Annotated in this window: 16 protein-coding genes and 3 pseudogenes; 7 read left to right on the top strand and 12 right to left on the bottom strand. The window is 73.8% G+C overall.

Annotation, left to right across the window (positions count from 1 at the left end):
• Positions 1–13 precede the first annotated feature (13 nt).
• The 3 genes and pseudogenes from SM577_RS26030 to SM577_RS26020 form a co-directional block, all read right to left on the bottom strand.
• Positions 14–178, bottom strand: a pseudogene (locus SM577_RS26030) (DUF397 domain-containing protein); the annotation flags it as partial.
• A 79-nt stretch (positions 179–257) separates the two neighbouring features.
• Positions 258–1,027, bottom strand: a pseudogene (locus SM577_RS26025) (helix-turn-helix domain-containing protein).
• A gap of 187 nt (positions 1,028–1,214) precedes the next feature.
• On the bottom strand, positions 1,215–2,009 hold the full coding sequence (locus SM577_RS26020; RefSeq protein ID WP_474588201.1) for an MBL fold metallo-hydrolase: 795 nt from the start codon (positions 2,007–2,009) through the stop codon (positions 1,215–1,217).
• Between the two features lie 80 nt (positions 2,010–2,089).
• Here SM577_RS26020 and SM577_RS26015 point away from each other — a divergent pair, with 80 nt between their 5' ends.
• The 3 genes and pseudogenes from SM577_RS26015 to SM577_RS26005 all read left to right on the top strand — a co-directional run.
• Complete coding sequence (locus tag SM577_RS26015) at positions 2,090–2,698, top strand: ABATE domain-containing protein (protein ID WP_474588246.1); 609 nt, start codon at positions 2,090–2,092, stop codon at positions 2,696–2,698.
• Positions 2,699–2,954: 256 nt separating this feature from the next.
• The gene (locus tag SM577_RS26010) at positions 2,955–3,101 is read left to right on the top strand and encodes a hypothetical protein (protein WP_474581821.1); all 147 of its coding nucleotides are present in this window, start codon (positions 2,955–2,957) and stop codon (positions 3,099–3,101) included.
• 52 nt (positions 3,102–3,153) lie between these two features.
• Positions 3,154–3,306, top strand: a pseudogene (locus tag SM577_RS26005) (GNAT family N-acetyltransferase); the annotation flags it as partial.
• Between the two features lie 119 nt (positions 3,307–3,425).
• On the opposite strand, the gene SM577_RS26000 reads toward SM577_RS26005, so the two are convergent.
• Positions 3,426–4,247, bottom strand: a complete 822-nt coding sequence (locus tag SM577_RS26000) for a SigB/SigF/SigG family RNA polymerase sigma factor (protein ID WP_088994961.1) — start codon at positions 4,245–4,247, stop codon at positions 3,426–3,428.
• A gap of 378 nt (positions 4,248–4,625) precedes the next feature.
• Here SM577_RS26000 and SM577_RS25995 point away from each other — a divergent pair, with 378 nt between their 5' ends.
• Positions 4,626–5,423, top strand: coding sequence for an acetoacetate decarboxylase family protein (locus SM577_RS25995; protein WP_302922917.1), 798 nt, complete (start codon positions 4,626–4,628; stop codon positions 5,421–5,423).
• Here SM577_RS25995 and SM577_RS25990 read toward each other — a convergent pair.
• A complete protein-coding gene (locus SM577_RS25990) occupies positions 5,372–6,961 on the bottom strand; it encodes a phospholipase D family protein (protein WP_302922918.1) in 1,590 nt (529 codons plus the stop codon). The two genes, SM577_RS25995 and SM577_RS25990, sit on opposite strands and share 52 nt — an antisense overlap.
• Before the next feature lie 142 nt (positions 6,962–7,103).
• On the opposite strand from SM577_RS25990, the gene SM577_RS25985 reads away from it, so the two are divergent.
• Entirely contained in the window at positions 7,104–7,232 is a 129-nt protein-coding gene (locus SM577_RS25985) for a hypothetical protein (RefSeq protein ID WP_302922919.1), read from the top strand.
• 68 nt (positions 7,233–7,300) lie between these two features.
• On the opposite strand, the gene SM577_RS25980 is transcribed toward SM577_RS25985, so the two are convergent.
• The 4 genes from SM577_RS25980 to SM577_RS25965 form a co-directional block, all read right to left on the bottom strand.
• Positions 7,301–8,287: a pirin family protein gene (locus SM577_RS25980; protein ID WP_302922920.1), complete on the bottom strand. Its 987-nt coding sequence runs from the start codon at positions 8,285–8,287 to the stop codon at positions 7,301–7,303.
• Positions 8,288–8,298: 11 nt separating this feature from the next.
• On the bottom strand, positions 8,299–8,787 hold the full coding sequence (locus SM577_RS25975) for a MarR family winged helix-turn-helix transcriptional regulator (protein ID WP_474588200.1): 489 nt from the start codon (positions 8,785–8,787) through the stop codon (positions 8,299–8,301).
• Between the two features lie 251 nt (positions 8,788–9,038).
• Entirely contained in the window at positions 9,039–9,620 is a 582-nt protein-coding gene (locus SM577_RS25970; RefSeq protein ID WP_302922922.1) for a general stress protein, read from the bottom strand.
• Between the two features lie 255 nt (positions 9,621–9,875).
• The gene (locus tag SM577_RS25965; RefSeq protein WP_302922923.1) at positions 9,876–11,234 is read right to left on the bottom strand and encodes a glycoside hydrolase family 6 protein; all 1,359 of its coding nucleotides are present in this window, start codon (positions 11,232–11,234) and stop codon (positions 9,876–9,878) included.
• Between the two features lie 146 nt (positions 11,235–11,380).
• On the opposite strand from SM577_RS25965, the gene SM577_RS25960 reads away from it, so the two are divergent.
• Positions 11,381–11,881, top strand: a complete 501-nt coding sequence (locus SM577_RS25960; RefSeq protein WP_302922924.1) for a metallophosphoesterase family protein — start codon at positions 11,381–11,383, stop codon at positions 11,879–11,881.
• A 4-nt stretch (positions 11,882–11,885) separates the two neighbouring features.
• On the opposite strand, the gene SM577_RS25955 is transcribed toward SM577_RS25960, so the two are convergent.
• Positions 11,886–12,101, bottom strand: a complete 216-nt coding sequence (locus tag SM577_RS25955) for a DUF3072 domain-containing protein (protein ID WP_302922925.1) — start codon at positions 12,099–12,101, stop codon at positions 11,886–11,888.
• Between the two features lie 204 nt (positions 12,102–12,305).
• On the opposite strand from SM577_RS25955, the gene SM577_RS25950 reads away from it, so the two are divergent.
• The gene (locus SM577_RS25950) at positions 12,306–13,241 is read left to right on the top strand and encodes an NAD(P)/FAD-dependent oxidoreductase (RefSeq protein ID WP_474581836.1); all 936 of its coding nucleotides are present in this window, start codon (positions 12,306–12,308) and stop codon (positions 13,239–13,241) included.
• Positions 13,242–13,268: 27 nt separating this feature from the next.
• Here the strand turns inward: SM577_RS25950 and SM577_RS25945 are convergent, their stop codons facing one another.
• Positions 13,269–14,558, bottom strand: coding sequence for a cation:proton antiporter (locus SM577_RS25945; protein WP_474588199.1), 1,290 nt, complete (start codon positions 14,556–14,558; stop codon positions 13,269–13,271).
• A 106-nt stretch (positions 14,559–14,664) separates the two neighbouring features.
• A complete protein-coding gene (locus SM577_RS25940) occupies positions 14,665–15,342 on the bottom strand; it encodes an HAD family hydrolase (protein WP_474581825.1) in 678 nt (225 codons plus the stop codon).
• Positions 15,343–15,372: the final 30 nt, after the last annotated feature.

The raw sequence follows: 15,372 nt of genomic DNA, 5'->3' as shown, positions 1-15,372 counted from the left end.
CGCGGGCGCGGGGTCAGTCGCGGCGTACCCCGGGCAGGCCGGCGAGGAAGGCGTGCCAGGCCGGCCGCGGGAAGGCCAGCACCGGCCCGCCCCGGTCCTTGCTGTCCCGCACGGCGACCCGACCGTCGGCGGCGGCGACCTCGACGCAGTTGCCGTTGCCCACGCTGCGCGTGCTGGTGCGCCAGTGGGCCCGGGTCAGGTCGAGCGCGGTCATCGCGGTACCCCTCGTCTGTGCCGGCGCGCCGCAGCCATTGCGGTCACGCAAAGTGACGAGAGCCTCCTCCAGGCGGGCCAACGACGCCGCCGGAGGCAGTGCCATCCGGCACAGCTCCTCGTGCACCAGGCTATACCCGCGCACCTGGGCGGCCTCCTCCAGAGCCAGCCCTGTGCTGAGGTTTTCCAGGTAGACCACGGCGTCGTCGGCAGTGTCCGGAAAGGTCAGCACGACGTACGGCGAGTTCATCGCGGGGTGCCCGCCGGCGGTGAACGGAAGTACCTGCAACGTCACGTTCGGTAGTCGAGCCATCCTGCCGAGGTGGGCGAGTTGGGCGGCCATCACGGCGTTCCCGCCGACCGGCCGGCACAGCATTGCCTCGTTCAGCACCACCGACAGCTCGACCGGGTTCTCCCGGTGCAGCACGTTCTGCCGGTGCATCCGGGCGGCGACCTTGCGCTCGATGCCCTCCTCGCCCGCGGTGAGCCGGTAGACCTCCCGGGCGTACGCCTCGGTCTGCAACAGCCCGGGCACCGCCTCGGCCTCGTACGTCCGCAGCGTCGCCGCCTCCGCCTCCAGTCCGACGTAGAACTCGAACCAGTCGGGCAGCACGTCGCTGTACTTCTGCCACCAGCCGCGCTGCTGGGCGCCGCGGGCGATCTCGATGAGCCCCTCGGCGTCCACGCCGGTGACCCGGTAGAGCGCCAGCGCGGCCCGCACGTCGCGCGGCTTGATGCCGATCTGGGCGGTCTCGATCCGGGACAGGTTGCTCTTGGACATGTCCAGCTGCCGGGCGGCGACGTCCAGGGTCATCCCCGCGCGCTCGCGCAACTGGCGCTGTCCGCCGTCTGCGGCGTCAGGGTGAGCTGGGGCGGCGCGTCGACGAGCAGCCGCTCCAGGCCGGGCGGCGTCTAGGCCACACGGGAGAAGGCGAAGGAGCGCTGTGGCGGGCCGAGCCGATAGCTCCGGCCGTGGTATGTCGACGCCCGGCCCGCCTCGATCAGCGCACGTCGCCTAGGTCCAGGCGATCAACCAGCCCGGCGGCGGTGAAGGCGGTGACCAGTTCGTCACGGCCCTCGGTGAAGTGGGCCCAACTGTCGTAGTGGACGGGGACCACCCGGCGAGTGCCGAGGATCTTGGCAGCCTCGGCGGCCTGGGCGCTGTCGAGGACGATAAGCGCGCCGTCGAAGAGGACGCCGGGGAAGCGCGGAGCGCCGGCGAAGAGAATGGCGGTGTCCACCGGCCCGAAGCGCTCCGCGATCTCCTTCACGGCGTCGAGCGAGGCGTTGTCGCCGCTGACATAGACCGTGGGCAGGCCCTCCCCGGTCAAGACGAATCCGACGACCTGACCGGTGATCGGTTCGACATCCTCGCGAGCGCCGGGTCCGTGGATGGCGGGTACGCCCGTCACGGTGATCCTGCCGCCGCCGGGGCGGTCCAGCTCGATCGACTCCCAGTCCGCCAGCCCCTTGGCCCTATTCCCCAAGCGGCGCCCACCCTCGGGCGTGGTGAGGGTCAGTGGAACGTCGGCGAGCAGGACCCGGCCGGATTTGTCGAGGTTGTCGGGGTGCTCGTCGTGGGAGAGCAGGACTACGTCGATGCGGCCGAGGTCTGCGGAACTGCCGGAGGGAGGCGCGGTCTTGGTCAGGATTCTCTGGCCTGATTCGTAATAGTCGCCGGGAGCGTCGAAGGTTGGGTCGGTGAGGAACCTCAGCCCGCCGTATTCAAAGAGGGCGGTCGGGCCGCCGAAGACGCGGACGGAGAACTGCTCAGTGGTGGTGTCGGCAGAAGTCACGGGAAAGTCCTCACGGATGGGGGCTTGGCTATCCGTGAAGTGACGGTAGTAGCTCCTCACGGATGAACGCAAGCCGTACCATGAGAGCCATGACAGAGAGCTGGACTGTCGAGCCTGTGCTGCCGTCCGCGCCGGGGGCGGAGCAGTACCTCGCTCTCGACTTCGTCAACAGCGCCATCGCGCTACCCGGTGGGCAGTTCATCGATCTCCTCGGTACTCCTGAGGCGACGAATCACTGGCTCACAGAACGCGGCCTCGCTCCGGCCGGTGCCGGAGTGCAGGAGATGTGCGCGACCCAGCTACGCTCGCTGCGCGAACACGTCAGGGCATTGCTCGCCGCCCACGTCGCCGGGCTTCCCCCCTTGCCCGCAGCTCTATCCGCCGTTAATGACGCACTGAGCAGGGCTCCCACGGCCGCTCTGCTGCTGTGGAACGACAAAGAAGGCCTCTACCGAGCGGCACCGTGCCCCACCAACGAGGTTCTCGAGCACGCCCTAGCGGCCCTCGCGGCCAGTACGGCCGACCTCCTCACCGGCCCCCACTCCGGCTGCCTGACCGCCTGCGACTCCACTCCCTGCAATCGCTACCTGCTGCGCCGCGGCCGCCGCCACTGGTGCTCTACCCGCTGCGGCGACCGCGCCCGCGCCGCCCGCGCCTACGCCCGACGCACCCAGTCGAAGGCCGACTGACAAACGCCTCCCCGGGCTGGTAACCCCAAGCCGGTGGCTATCCTCGGGGCTACGTGTGCAGTCGGGCGTCGTCGACCACTCCCTCGACCATGTCAGCCCCTCGTAGAACGCCGCGTACTGCGCCGGTCGTCCCCGCTGGGGCGGGACCGGTTCGTTCCAGGTCGCTTTTGGCCCCCGGCGGGCTCCATTCCGATCTGCTCACGCAACTCGGCGTCAACCAGTCCCGGTCACCTACCTGACCGCCGCGCTGCGCGGCGTGCTCCAGGCGCTGCTGCTGCGCCGGCGCCGGCCGGAGACGTACGCCCGGATCGGGCTGGGCGCGGAGAGCCCGGCGGCGGTCGTGGCGCCCGCGCCGGGCGACGTGGCCGGGGCGGGCGAGCCCGGCACGGCGGTGCGGCGGTGACCGGGTGGCCGAGGTGGCCGTGCGGCGGTTGGGGCCGGCGGAGACGGCGCTGATGGCCGGGCGGATCGCGGAGGCGTTCCTGGTGCTCGACGCGACCCGGTGGCTGGTGCCCGACGACGCCCGGCGGCGGGCCGTGCTGGCGCGCGACTTCGAGATCGTGGTCGACCACGCGATGCGGCACGGCCTGGCCCACGCCACCGAGGACCAGGCCGCCTGGGGCAGGGCCGGCCGAACCGGGCCGCCGGGGTCGGGTGGCCCGGCGGCCCGGTGGCCGGACACGACGGTGGCCGGGCCCGCCGACCCGGCCACCGTCCACCACCGGCGTCAGTAGGTGCCGTCGAGCTGCCCACGCAGCTTGGTCAGCGCCCGAGCCAGCAGCCGGGAAACGTGCATCTGGGAGACGCCGATCTGCTCGGCGATCTGCGACTGGGTCAGGTTGCCGTAGAAGCGCAGGGTGAGGATCTTCTGCTCGCGCTCGTCGAGGGTGGCGAGCGCCGGGCCGAGGGCCACCCGCAGCTCGGCCAGCTCGAACTCGCCGTCCTCGCCGCCGAGCATGTCGCCCAGTTCGGTGGCGCGGTCGCCGTCGCCGGTCGGGGTGGACAGCGACACCGCGTTGTAGGCGCGGGCGCCCTCCAGGCCCTCCAGCACCTCTTCCTCGGTGATCTTCAGGTGGGCGGCGATGTCGGCGACCGTCGGCGAGCGGCCGAGGGTCTGCAGCAGCGTGCTGTTCGCGTCGGAGATGGCCAGCCGCAGCTCCTGCAGGCGGCGCGGCACCCGGATGTCCCAGGTGCGGTCGCGGAAGTGCCGCTTGAGCTCGCCGATGATGGTGGGGATCGCGTAGCCGGCGAAGTCGACGCCACGGGACGGGTCGAACTTGTCGATGGCCTTGATGAGGCCGACGGCGGCGGTCTGCGCCAGGTCGTCGGTGGGCTCGCCGCGCCCGCTGTAGCGGTGGGCGAGGTGGTTGGCCAGCGGCAACCAGGCCTCGATAGCCCGGTCGCGCAGCGCGGCGCGCGACGGGTGGTTGGCGGGCAGTGCGGCCATCGCGTTCAGCAGGTCGGCGGCGCTGTCGGTGAGCGCTCGCGGGTCGAGCTTCTCGGTCGTCGGTGCGCTCGTCGCCTGCTCGCTGATCGTTGGCGCGGTCATGGGTGGTCCTCCCTGCACCTCGTCCGCGGATATGAGACGTGACGCTTTGGTTTAGCTTCAGATGGGCCGTTCGCGACTCACCTTAGCCTGATCGGCTTGGCCAAAGCTAGCCGAAAGTACGATGTACTTAAGTTATTTTCCGTCATCAAGGGCGCGAACCGGACAGAATCAGGGATGATTGTGAGAGTGATTACCGGTTCGGACGGCCGACGCGCCGCCGCCCGGACATCCGCCACCCGTGACCGCCCGGCCCACCCGGAACCCGCCGACCGGGCATCCGGGAATCCGACAGGTCGGCAGGATTGTCGACTTTCTGCCCTTGTCCCATCGACGGGACCGGCCTAGCGTCGCCTGTACATCGTCCGGTTCGGAGGCGTCGTGCTCGATCCAGCCGCTCCCCAGCTCGTGGTGAACAGCCGTACGCTCTACTTCAGCTGGCTGCCGGCCGATCCGGACGCGGTCGCCGCGTTGCTGCCGCCGGGGCTGCGCGCGCAGCCGGACCGGCAGGTCTTCATGAACCAGTACGTGGTCGAGGACGACAGCCAGACCTCCGGCTTCGGGGCGTACTCGCTGACCTACCTCGGCGTGTCACTGAGCGGGGTGGACGCCCCCGGCGGCGAGAACGCCGGCGGCTGGTGGACCCACTACGTCACCTCCAGCCGCCGGGTGCGCGAGTACGCGGTCGCCCGGGGCGCCCCGACCTCGCTCGGCCGGACCACCATCGAGGTGCACGGCGGCCGCCTGGTCGCCGAGACGGAGATCGACGGGGTGCCGGTGATCCGGGCCCGCTGCCAGGTGGGGGAGACCGGCAGCGTGATCAGCAGCGGGCACCACCGTTACCTCACCGCCCGCGACGGCCAACTGCTCAGCTCGGTGTACCCGTACGTCGCCGAGCCGGTCACCCCGTTCCTGATCGAGTCGGTGGAGTTCCTCGAACCCGGGCACTCCACCTACGCGCTCCGCCCGGCGAACCCGCTCACCATCGGCTTCGGCTTCTACGCGCCGCGCGCCTCGTTCGCCTATCCCGGCGGCTTCACCGTCCACCCGGGCGGTCACGCCGGGCCGGTCGGCGTACCGGCGGAGCGGGTGAAGCCGCAGCGCGGCGGCGAGCGCACGCCGGCGGCTCACCAGGTGCCGGCCCGCCGCGCCCGCAGCGGCCTGCCGTCCGGGTCGTAGACCAGCCGGTACGCGGGCAGCGCCCAGGCGCGGGTGTACCAGCGCAGCCGCTCCGGGCGGTGCGGGCGCAGCCGGCCCGGCGGGCGGGGGCCCACCCGGCCGCCGTCGTACCACCGCTGGAGCGCCTCGGCGGCGGCGGTGATCGCGGCGACCGCGTCGGCCGGGTCGAGCAGGTCGGCGTCCTCGCCGCCGTCCGGGTCGCGGTCCAGGTGCTCACGCCACAGCCGCAACCGCAGCTCGCGGGCGAAGAACCGGGCCCCGTCGCCCCGCCCGGCCGGGTCGGTCGGGGCCCGCTCGTCGCGCGTCTCGTCGAGCACCGCGCAGGACAGCTCGCTGTCGTGCGTCCAGGACCGGCGGTTGAAGTTGTCGCTGCCCACGCTGGCCCAGACGTCGTCGACCACGCAGACCTTGGCGTGCACGTACACCGGCACGCCGGCGTGGTTCTCCACGTCGAAGACGTGCACCCGGTCCGGGGCGGCCCGCTCGCACAGCGACAGCGCCTGCTCCCGACCGACCGTGTTCGGCGGCAGCGCCAGCCGGCCGTCCACATCGGGGTACCGCGGCACCACCGCCACCAGGTGCAGGTCCGGGTTGTCGCGCAGCGCCCCGGCGAACAGCTCGGCCACCTCGCGCGACCAGAGGTACTGGTCCTCCAGGTAGATCAGCCGGCGGGCGCGGTGGACCGCCTTGGTGTAGCCGCGGGCCACCGTCCGCTCCCCGTCCGGGGCGAACGAGTACCGGGGCCGCACGGCGGGGTAGGTGCGCAGCACCTGGATGTGGTGCGGGCCGCGCGGCGGAGGGTCGGCCGGCTGCTCGGGCAGCGGGTCGGGGCGCAGGTCCGCCCCGCGCAGCCGGTCCCGCAGGTAGGCCATCGGGTTCTCCGAGTCCAGCGGCATCGGGTCGGTCCACCGCTCGCGGAACACCCGGTCCAGCGCCCCGACCGCCGGGCCGCGGACCGCGAGCTGCACGTCGTGCCAGGGCGGCCGGTCGCCGTAGCGGGCCGACATCCGTACCGCCTGCGGGTCGCCGCGGTGCGCCAGGTCGTCCCGCCGGCTGTGGCACAGGTCGATCCCGCCGGCGAACGCCACGTCCCGCTCGGGCGCGCCGGGGTGCCGGAGCACCACCAGCTTCTGGTGGTGTGACCCGCCCCGGCGGACCCGCTGGTCCAGCAGCACCTCGCCGCCGGCCGCGGAGATCGCCTCGCTGAGGTTGCGGTTCTCCTCCTCGCTGTACGCCAGCGCGTCGAGGTGGGACCGCCAGATCAGCCCCTTCACGACCACCCCGCGCTGGGCGGCCCCGGCGAACAGCTGGGCCACGGTCGGGCCGTCCGGGCGCAGCCGCTGGTCGGGGTCGCCCCGCCAGTCGGTGAAGAAGAGGTGGTCGCCGGCGTCGAGCGCCTCCACCTCGTCGACCAGCCGGTCGAAGTACGCCGCGCCGTGAATCAACGGCTCGGCAAGGTTTCCACTGGTCCAGACGGGTAACTCAGACACCGGGTTGGCGCGTTCCGGCGCGGTGAGGAACCAGTCGCGCAGCGTCACCGCTCCAGCCCTCCCGAGGTCGACGACGTCCTCACGGTAGGACCCCCGCCGGAGGTCCGCACGCCGGCAGCGCGGTGCTGACCGGTGGCCGCCCCCGGCACACCGAGACGAAACGACGCGAAACCACCGAGGAGGCCCCACCATGCCCGGCGAGACGACGAACTCCGCGACCGAGTACCGCGAGCAGGCGGTGGAGAGCGAGCGGGGGGCGCTGGTGGCCGTGTTGGTGATGGTGATCCTCGGCGTCGCCGGCATATTCGCCGTGTCCTGATCCCGGGACACCCCTCGACGGCGCTGAGCGCCCCGGCCTGGGCCGGGGCGCTCAGTCGAGCGGCGGGGTCAGGGCCGGGGGCCCTGGCCCCCGGTGTGCGGCAGCCGCTGCGCCGGGATGACGCCGAGCCGGCCGGCCTGGAAGTCCTCGACCGCCTGGATCAACTCGTCCCGGGTGTTCATCACGAACGGGCCGTAGTGCGCCACCGGCTCCCGGATCGGCTCGCCGCCCATGATGTAGAGCTCCAGCGCCGGGGTGTGGCTGTCCTGCCGGGCGTCCGCGGTGAACCGGAGCGCGTCGCCCGGCCCGTGCACGGCCAGTTGGCCGGTGTGCACCGGGCGGGCGTCCGTGCCGACCGTGCCGCGTCCGGCCAGCACGTAGACCAGGGCGTTGAAGTCCGGCCGCCAGGGCAGGTCGACCCGCGCCCCCGGCTCGACCGTCACGTGCGTGACGGCGATCGGGGTGTGCGTGGCGCCCGGCCCCCGGTGGCCGGCGATCTCGCCCGCGATCACCCGGATCAGCGCGCCGCCGTCGGGCGTGGTCAGCAGGGCGGCTTCCCGGCCGCGGATGTCCTGGTACTTGGGCGGGATCATCTTGGCCACCCGGGGCAGGTTGACCCAGAGCTGGGTGCCGTGGAACAGCCCGCCGCTGACCACCAGGTGCTCCGGCGGAGCCTCGATGTGCAGCAGCCCGCTGCCGGCGGTCATCCACTGGGTGTCGCCGTCGGTGATGGTGCCGCCGCCACCGTGCGAGTCCTGGTGGTCGAAGACGCCGTCGATGATGTACGTCACCGTCTCGAAGCCGCGGTGCGGGTGCCACGGCGTGCCCTTCGGCTCGCCCGGGGCGTAGTCGACCTCGCCCATCTGGTCGAGGTGGATGAACGGGTCCAGCTCGCTCAGCGGCACCCCGGCGAAGGCCCGGCGGACCGGGAAGCCCTCGCCCTCGTAGCCGCTGGGCGCGGTGGTCAGCCGGCGGACCGGCCGGAAGGTGGTGGAGTCGTCGAGCCGGGGCAGGCGGGGCAGGACGAGCACGTTGTCGACGGTGATGGCGGGCATCGCGGGTCTCCTTAACTGTCGCTGTCGCCGGGAGTGGTCGACGCGTCGCGTCCGGCGCGCAGGCGCCGGCCGAGCCGATCGAAGACCCGGGTGAGGCAGGCGACCTCGGCGTCGTCGAGGTCGTCCATCAGGTGGGTGCGGACGGACTTCAGGTGGTGCGGGGCGGCCTCGCGCAGGGTGAGCAGCCCGGCGGCGGTGAGCACCGCCTCGCTGCCGCGCCGGTCGTCCGGACAGGGCTGCCGGGCCACCAGGCCGCGCTTCTGCATGGACGAGATCTGGTACGTCAGCCGGCTCGGCGAGAAGACCAGCCGGCTGGCCAGGTCGCCCATCCGCAGTCGCTGCCCCGGCGCCTCGGAGAGCAGCACCAGCACGTGGTAGTCGGCGAAGCTCAACTCGCTGTCGGCGCGCAGGTCGTCCTCCAGCTGGGTGAACAGCCGCTGGCTGGCCTCGATGTACGCCCGCCAGGCGGCGAGGCGGGTGCGGTCCAGGCTCTCGGTCACGCCACCAGAGTAGCACTCTTTCAAATTTTGACTAGTGCCCTCAGGTGGAAGGCAGTGGTGGGTCGATGGGTCGCGAAGACTCGTTAGTGCAGCTTTGAAGAACTGGCTCGGGAGGGCGCGGCGGGCCGGCCGTCCTCGCCGGCTGGGCCACCGGCCCCTGACCCGCCCGCTCGGCACGTTGCCCGCCGGTTCGACACACGGCGACGGCCCCGGGGTGTGTCCCGGGGCCGTCGGTGTCGTCCGTGGGGCGATCAGGTGGCCGGTTGCTGGCGTCCCCCGGTCAGGTGCATCCGGCCCAGCAACTGCCGGGCCTGCTCGGCGAACTGGACGTCGACGATGACCGCGTACTGGCCCGCGCGCAGGGAACTGGCCGAGGTGAAGTCCCGCTGGCCGCCGGTCATCGCGTGCGCCACCGCGCCGAAGACCGCGCCCCAGATGGCCCCGATCACCAGCCCGACCAGGATCACCGCGAGCCAGTTGCCCACCGTGAAGATGCCGAAGAGCAGCCCGATGAACAGCCCGAACCAGGCCCCGGTGCCGGCGCCGACCAGCGCGGCCCGGCCGGTGGTCATCCGGCCCAGCACCGTCTCGACCAGGGTGAGGTTGGTGCCCACGATGGCGGTGTGCTCCACCGGGAACCGGTTGTCCGCCAGGTAGTCCACCACCCGCTGGGCGGACGGATAGTCCGGATACGAGCCGATCGTCACGGTGGGTGGGCCCGTCTCCGGCCCGTGTCCGTCGCCGCTGGGCGCCGCCAGCCGGCCCGCCGGCCCGGTGGGCAGGGTGTCACCGCCCGGCATCCCGGGACGCCAGGCCGAGGTCGGATTGGTCATGAGCGTCCTCCTTCGTCAGCCCGCTACGTTCCCCGCAGCCAGCGCCGGTAACGCCGACCCGGTCACGGAGTGCGGCGGGGGCCCGGACGCCGGGTCCGGTGAGCGGACCGGGTGCATCCGTTGTCGTTCCAGCGACAACGGATGCACCCGAACGTGCGGACCAGCCGTCAGGGGGTGCCGGGGCGGGACCGGCCGTGCGGTACGGGCGGGGCCGGCCGGGCCCGGTGGCGGGCCCGGCCGGCGTGCGGCGAGCGGTCAGGAGCAGGCGGTGCCGTCGAGCGCGAAGCCGCCCGGCGCGGGCAGCGTGCCGCCGGAGTACGTGCCCTGGAAGCCGAGGGTGACCGTGCCGCCGGCGGGCAGGCTGGCGTTCCAGGCGGCGTTGCGGACGGTGAGCCGATCGCCGGACTGGCTCCACTCGCCGTTCCAGCCGTTGCTCAGCCGCACCCCGGTGCCGACGGTGAAGGTGAGCGTCCAGCCGGTTCGGGCGGCGCCGTGGTTGGTCAGCCGCAGCTCGGCGGTGAACCCGCCGGGCCAGGAGTTCGGCGTGTACGTCACGGCGCAGCCACCGGCCGGCGGGGTGGTCGGCGGGGTCGTGGTCGGGGGAGGGGTGCTCGGCGGCGTGGTGGTGGGTGGCGTGGTGGTGGGCGGTGCGGTGGTGGGTCCGGCGGCGATGGCCAGGTCGTACGCCCGCTGCGGCACGAACTGGCCGGCCGGGGCGATGCAGCCGTCGGCCTCGCCGGGCAGCTTCACCCAGAGGAACGCGTCGATCGCCGGGTCGCCGGTGGCGGTGGTGCTCGGCGTGCCGATCGCCCGGCCCGCCGGGTCGCACCACTCCGAGCCGGCCGGGCCGTTGCCGTTGCGGCTGGTGTCGATGACCGCCTTGAGCCGGGACACCCCGGTGGCCGCGATGACCGCCTTGGCGTACGCGACCTCGTCGGCGGTGCGGCGGTAGTTGGAGACGTTGAGCGAGATGCCGTCGGCGCTGTTGGCGATGTCCGCGCCGGTGAGCCGGGCGGCCGCCTCGCTGGGGGAGAGCCAGGCCGAGTGGCCGGTGTCGAAGTAGACCCGGGCGGCGGCCGAGGCGGCCTTGAGCCGCTTGCCGGCGTACGCCATCGAGGCCATCGTCTCGGCCTGCTGGGCGGCGGTCTGGCAGTTGGTCATCAGCGGCAGCACGTCCGGCTCCAGCACGATGGTGGCCGGGCGGCCGGCCAGCCCGGCCGCCACCTGGTCGACCCACTGCCGGTAGCTGGCGTGGTCCGGGGCGCCGCCGCCGCTCGCCCCGCTGCAGTCCCGGTTCGGGATGTTGTAGACCACCAGGATCGGCACCTTGCCGGCGGCGGCCGCCGCGCCGACCAGGGCGTCCACCTCGCCGCGCACGGTCGAGGTGTTGGTCCGGGTGAACCAGCGACCCTGTGGCACGTTCGCGATCCGGTCCCGGATCACCGCCGCGCGCGGGTCGCCCGGGTTGGCCGCGACCCAGGCCGCCGCGGCGGTGGCCGGGTCGACGTAGAAGGTCGAGTCGGCCGCGGACGCCGCCGGGGCCCGGAGGATGCCGACGGTGGCGGCGACGGTGAGCGCGGCGGCGGCCGCGGCGATCGCCGGTCTGCTTCTCATGTTCTCTCTCCCGGGGTAGATCGACGAGCGCCGCTGGAAGCGCTCCCATGGATGGTCGTCAACCTACGGGCTGATTGCCGCCGTGTGAAGACCCGGTTGCCCGCGCGCTCCCGGCGGGATCGCCGGCGAGCCGGGACAATGCGGTCATGCGCCTGGTCATCACCGCCGACACCCACGTGCCGAAGCGCGCGAAGGACCTCCCGACACCCCTCTGGGCGGCGATCGACGCCGCCGACGTGGTGCTGCACGCCGGCGACTGGGTGGACGAGGCGCTGCTGGACGCGATGCTGGCCCGGTCCCGCCGGCTGGTCGGGGTGTACGGCAACAACGACGGTCCGCCGCTGCGTGCCCGGCTGCCCGAGATCGCCCGGGTGGAGCTGGCCGGGCTGCGGGTGGCGGTGGTGCACGAGACCGGCCCGCGCGACCGGCGCGAACAGCGGTGCGCCGCCCGGTTCCCCGACTGCGACCTGCTGGTCTTCGGGCACTCGCACATCCCCTGGGACACCGTGGCCCCGGGCGGGCTGCGGCTGCTCAACCCGGGGTCGCCGACCGACCGCCGAGCCCAGCCGTACGCCACCTACCTGACCGCCCGGGTGGCGGCGGGGCGGCTCGACGAGGTCGAGCTGCACCGCCTGCCACCGCGGTGACGGCTCACCGGCCCCGGCCGGTCTCCGCCTGGAGTTCGTCGATCCGCTTCGAGGCCTCCGCCTTGGTCAACCCCTCCGGCACCTCCGCGTCGGCCTCCCGGGCCAGTGTGGACAGGTAGGACTCCTGGGCCGCGGTCGGCGGCTCCTCGCCGGTGACCCACTCGTCCGGGTCCTTGATCGCGCCCCGCGGGTCCGGCTGGTCGTTGCTGCGGTCCGTCATGATCTCCACCTTCCTTCGAACAGGCGTTCCAATACCCGGACCGGCGGCGATTCATGCGAGCGACCGCCCGGTTTCGCCGCCGGCCGCGACCCGCCGGCTTGACCCGCCGGGCGGGACCCGCCGGGCGGGACCCGCCGAGCGTCGCCTGCCGGGGGAGGCCCGTCGGGCGCATACGATCACCGGGTGACGGCGGACCGGGCGCGGGTGGTGGTGGTCGGCGCCGGGATCGCCGGGGTGGCCTGCGCCGCTGAGCTGCACCGCGCAAGTGTCCCGGTCCAGATCCGGGAACGTGCCCGGGTGCCGGGCGGCCGGATGGCGAGCCGGCGCTTCGACGGCCGGCCGGCGGACACCGGCGCGGCGTACCTGACCGTCAGCGACCCCGACTTCGCCGCGGTGGTCGACCGGTGGCGGGCCGCCGGCCTGGTCCGGGAGTGGACCGACACCTTCGTGGCGTACGGCGCGGACGGTCGCCGGGAGGTGCCGGGCCCGATGCGCTGGGCCGCGCCGCGCGGGCTGCGGTCCCTGGTCGAACACCTGGCCCGCGAGCTGCCCGTGACGGTGGACCGGCTGGTGCTCGGCGTCGAACCGGGGCCGGTGGTCGACGGGACGCCCTGCGCCGCGGTGGCGCTGGCCATGCCCGGCCCGCAGGCCGCCCTGCTGCTCGACCCGGCGCTCACCGCGGCCACCCGGGCCACCCAGGCGCAGCGCTGGTCGCCGTCGCTCGCCGCGGTGCTGCGCTTCCCGGCGCGCCGGTGGCCCCGGTTCCGGGGCGCGTTCGTCAACGACCACCCGGTGCTCGGCCTGGTCTGCGACGACGGCGACCGGCGCGGCGACGACGCTCCGGTGCTGGTCGCGCACACCACGCCCGGGTTCGCCGCCGGTCACCTGGCTCAGCCCACCGCCGCCGGGCCGGCCGTCGAGGAGGCCGTCCGGGACCTGCTCGGGCTGCCCGAGCCGGCGGAGCTGGTGCACGTGCACCGCTGGACGTACGCCAAGCCGACCGCCCGCCCGGCGGGGACGTACCACCTCGACGCCGACGGCGTCGGGCTGGCCGGGGACGCGTTCGGCCCGCCCCGGGTGCAGAGCGCCTGGCGGTCCGGCCGTGACCTGGGCCGGGCGCTGGTCGAGCGGCTCAGCTGAGCCCCGGCCCGGCGGGTCGCGGCCGGGTCAGGCCGGGGCGGTGTTCGCGACCGGCTCGGCCGCCCGCTCCCCCGGGTCTCCGGTGCGCTCGCCCGCCCGGTCCAGCAGCCGCATCACCGGGGTGGCCGCGACGCCGTGCACCACCACGGAGACGATCACCACCAGCCCGGTGGTCGCCCAGACCAGGTCGGCCTGCGGGAAGTCCGCCGCGGTGGTGGCGTACGCCAGGTAGAAGAGGGAGCCGACGCCGCGGATGCCGAACAGCGCGATCACCCAGTGCTCGGCCGGGCGGCCGGGCGCGCCGCGCAGCGACAGCCACCCCACCAGCGGCCGGACCAGGAAGACCAGGGCGAGCCCGACCGCGGCGGCCGGCCAGGTCAGCGGGGCCAGCAGGCCACCCACCACCGCGCCGCCGAAGAGCAGCAGCAGCAGTACGGTCAGCAGCCGCTCGACCTGCTCGGCGAAGTCGTGCAGCACGGAGTGGAACTCGTGGGTGCGCTCGGCGGCCCGGATCGCCCGGGCGGCCACGAACACCGCCAGGAAGCCGTACCCGCCGGCCAGTTCCACCAGCCCGTACGCCAGGAAGGTGGCGGCCAGCGCGAGGAAGCCCTCGGCGTGCCGGGCCAGCCGGAAGTGGCTGGGCGCCCGGAAGAAGAGCTTGCCCAGCAGCCAGCCGATCAGCCAACCGCCGAGCACCCCGACCGCGACCTTGTAGAGCACGTCGACGGCGAGCCACCGGCCCAGCCAGTCGGCCGGGGCGAGGCCGGCGGCGGCGATGGCGATCGCCGCGTAGACGAACGGGAAGGCCAGGCCGTCGTTGAGCCCGGCCTCGGAGGTGAGCGCGAAGCGCACCTCGTCCTCGGAGTCCTCCACGTCGGTCGGCTCGCCGACCTGCACGTCCGAGGCGAGCACCGGGTCGGTGGGAGCGAGGGCCGCGCCGAGCAGCAGCGCGGTGGCCGGCACCAGGCCGGCCCACCACCAGCCGAGCAGGGCCACCGCCGCGATGCACAGCGGCATCGCGATCGCCAGCAGCCGCCAGGTCGACGACCACCGCCGCCAGCTCAGCGGCCGGTCGATCTTCAGGCCGGCGCCCATCAGCGCGACGATCACGCCGATCTCGGTGAGGTGGGTGGCGATCTCCTTGTGCAGCAGCGGGTCGGGGTCGGGCAGGCCGGTGGGGAGCAGGAAGACCAGCATGCCCAGCGCCAGGAACGCGATCGGCATGGAGAGCGGCCGGTGTTCCAGCGCCCGGGGCAACACCCCCGCCAGCAGCGCACCGACACCGACCACCGCGAACGCGACGTCCACCGGCTCCACGACCACCACCCTTCGCCGCGCCCGCGCTGCACGGGCAGGTGGTGTCAGTCCATGCCCCGCCGGGGGCGCCGGTATTCCTCCCCGCCGCGCCGGTACGGCGTGATGGTCACCTCCGGGCGAGCACGGGCGAGTCGGGCAGCGCCGCCAGCAGCGCCGCCGGGTCCTCGTAGACGGCGACCGCGCCGGCCCCGGCCAGCTCACCCCGGCTGGTGCCGCCGCAGGTCAGCCCCACGCACGGGATGTCCAGCTTGCCGGCGGCGGCGACGTCCCAGACCGAGTCGCCGACGAAGACCACCCGGGCGGCGTCCAGGCCGGACTGCTCCAGCGCGGCGACCAGGATGTCCGGCGCCGGCTTGCTCTGCCGGGCGTCCGCCGACGAGGTGACGGTGTCGATCACGTCGTCCGCGGCCAGCGCCCGGCGCAGGGCGCCCACCTCGTGTTCGGCGGCCGAGGTGGCGAGCACCACCCGCAGCCCGTGCTCGGCGCAGGCGCGCAGCAGGTCGGCGGCGCGCGGCAGCGGCTGGAGCCGCTCCCAGTACTCGCCGTACAGGGTGTCGTGGGCGTCGCGCAGCCGGCCGTCGGCGTCCCGGTCGCGTTCCGGGCCGAGCAGGTGGTCGAGCAGCTTGTCCGAGCCCATCCCGATGGCCCGGTGGATGGTCGCCATCGGCACCGGCCGGTCGTCCTGGCGCAGCGCCTCCCACCAGCTCACGGTGTGCAGGTAGGTGGTGTCGACCAGGGTGCCGTCGACGTCGAAGAGGACACCGGCGGGGTTGTCGGTAGGCATGAGTCGCCTCCTACCCTCTCCGGGCCCGGC

This window comes from Micromonospora desertarenae, assembly GCF_056150265.1.
The sequence above is the reverse complement of the archived record's forward strand: the minus strand, read 5'-3'. Positions and strand labels throughout refer to the sequence as shown.

What these genes read in the sequence shown, in the direction of transcription:
- SM577_RS25940 (WP_474581825.1), bottom strand. Translation starts at nt 15,342, where the DNA reads ATGCCTACCGACAACCCCGCCGGTGTCCTCTTCGACGTCGACGGCACC.
- SM577_RS25965 (WP_302922923.1), bottom strand. Translation starts at nt 11,234, where the DNA reads ATGAGAAGCAGACCGGCGATCGCCGCGGCCGCCGCCGCGCTCACCGTC.
- SM577_RS26000 (WP_088994961.1), bottom strand. Translation starts at nt 4,247, where the DNA reads ATGACCGCGCCAACGATCAGCGAGCAGGCGACGAGCGCACCGACGACC.
- SM577_RS25960 (WP_302922924.1), top strand. Translation starts at nt 11,381, where the DNA reads ATGCGCCTGGTCATCACCGCCGACACCCACGTGCCGAAGCGCGCGAAG.
- SM577_RS25980 (WP_302922920.1), bottom strand. Translation starts at nt 8,287, where the DNA reads ATGCCCGCCATCACCGTCGACAACGTGCTCGTCCTGCCCCGCCTGCCC.
- SM577_RS25970 (WP_302922922.1), bottom strand. Translation starts at nt 9,620, where the DNA reads ATGACCAATCCGACCTCGGCCTGGCGTCCCGGGATGCCGGGCGGTGAC.
- SM577_RS26015 (WP_474588246.1), top strand. Translation starts at nt 2,090, where the DNA reads ATGAGAGCCATGACAGAGAGCTGGACTGTCGAGCCTGTGCTGCCGTCC.
- SM577_RS25985 (WP_302922919.1), top strand. Translation starts at nt 7,104, where the DNA reads ATGCCCGGCGAGACGACGAACTCCGCGACCGAGTACCGCGAGCAGGCG.
- SM577_RS25955 (WP_302922925.1), bottom strand. Translation starts at nt 12,101, where the DNA reads ATGACGGACCGCAGCAACGACCAGCCGGACCCGCGGGGCGCGATCAAG.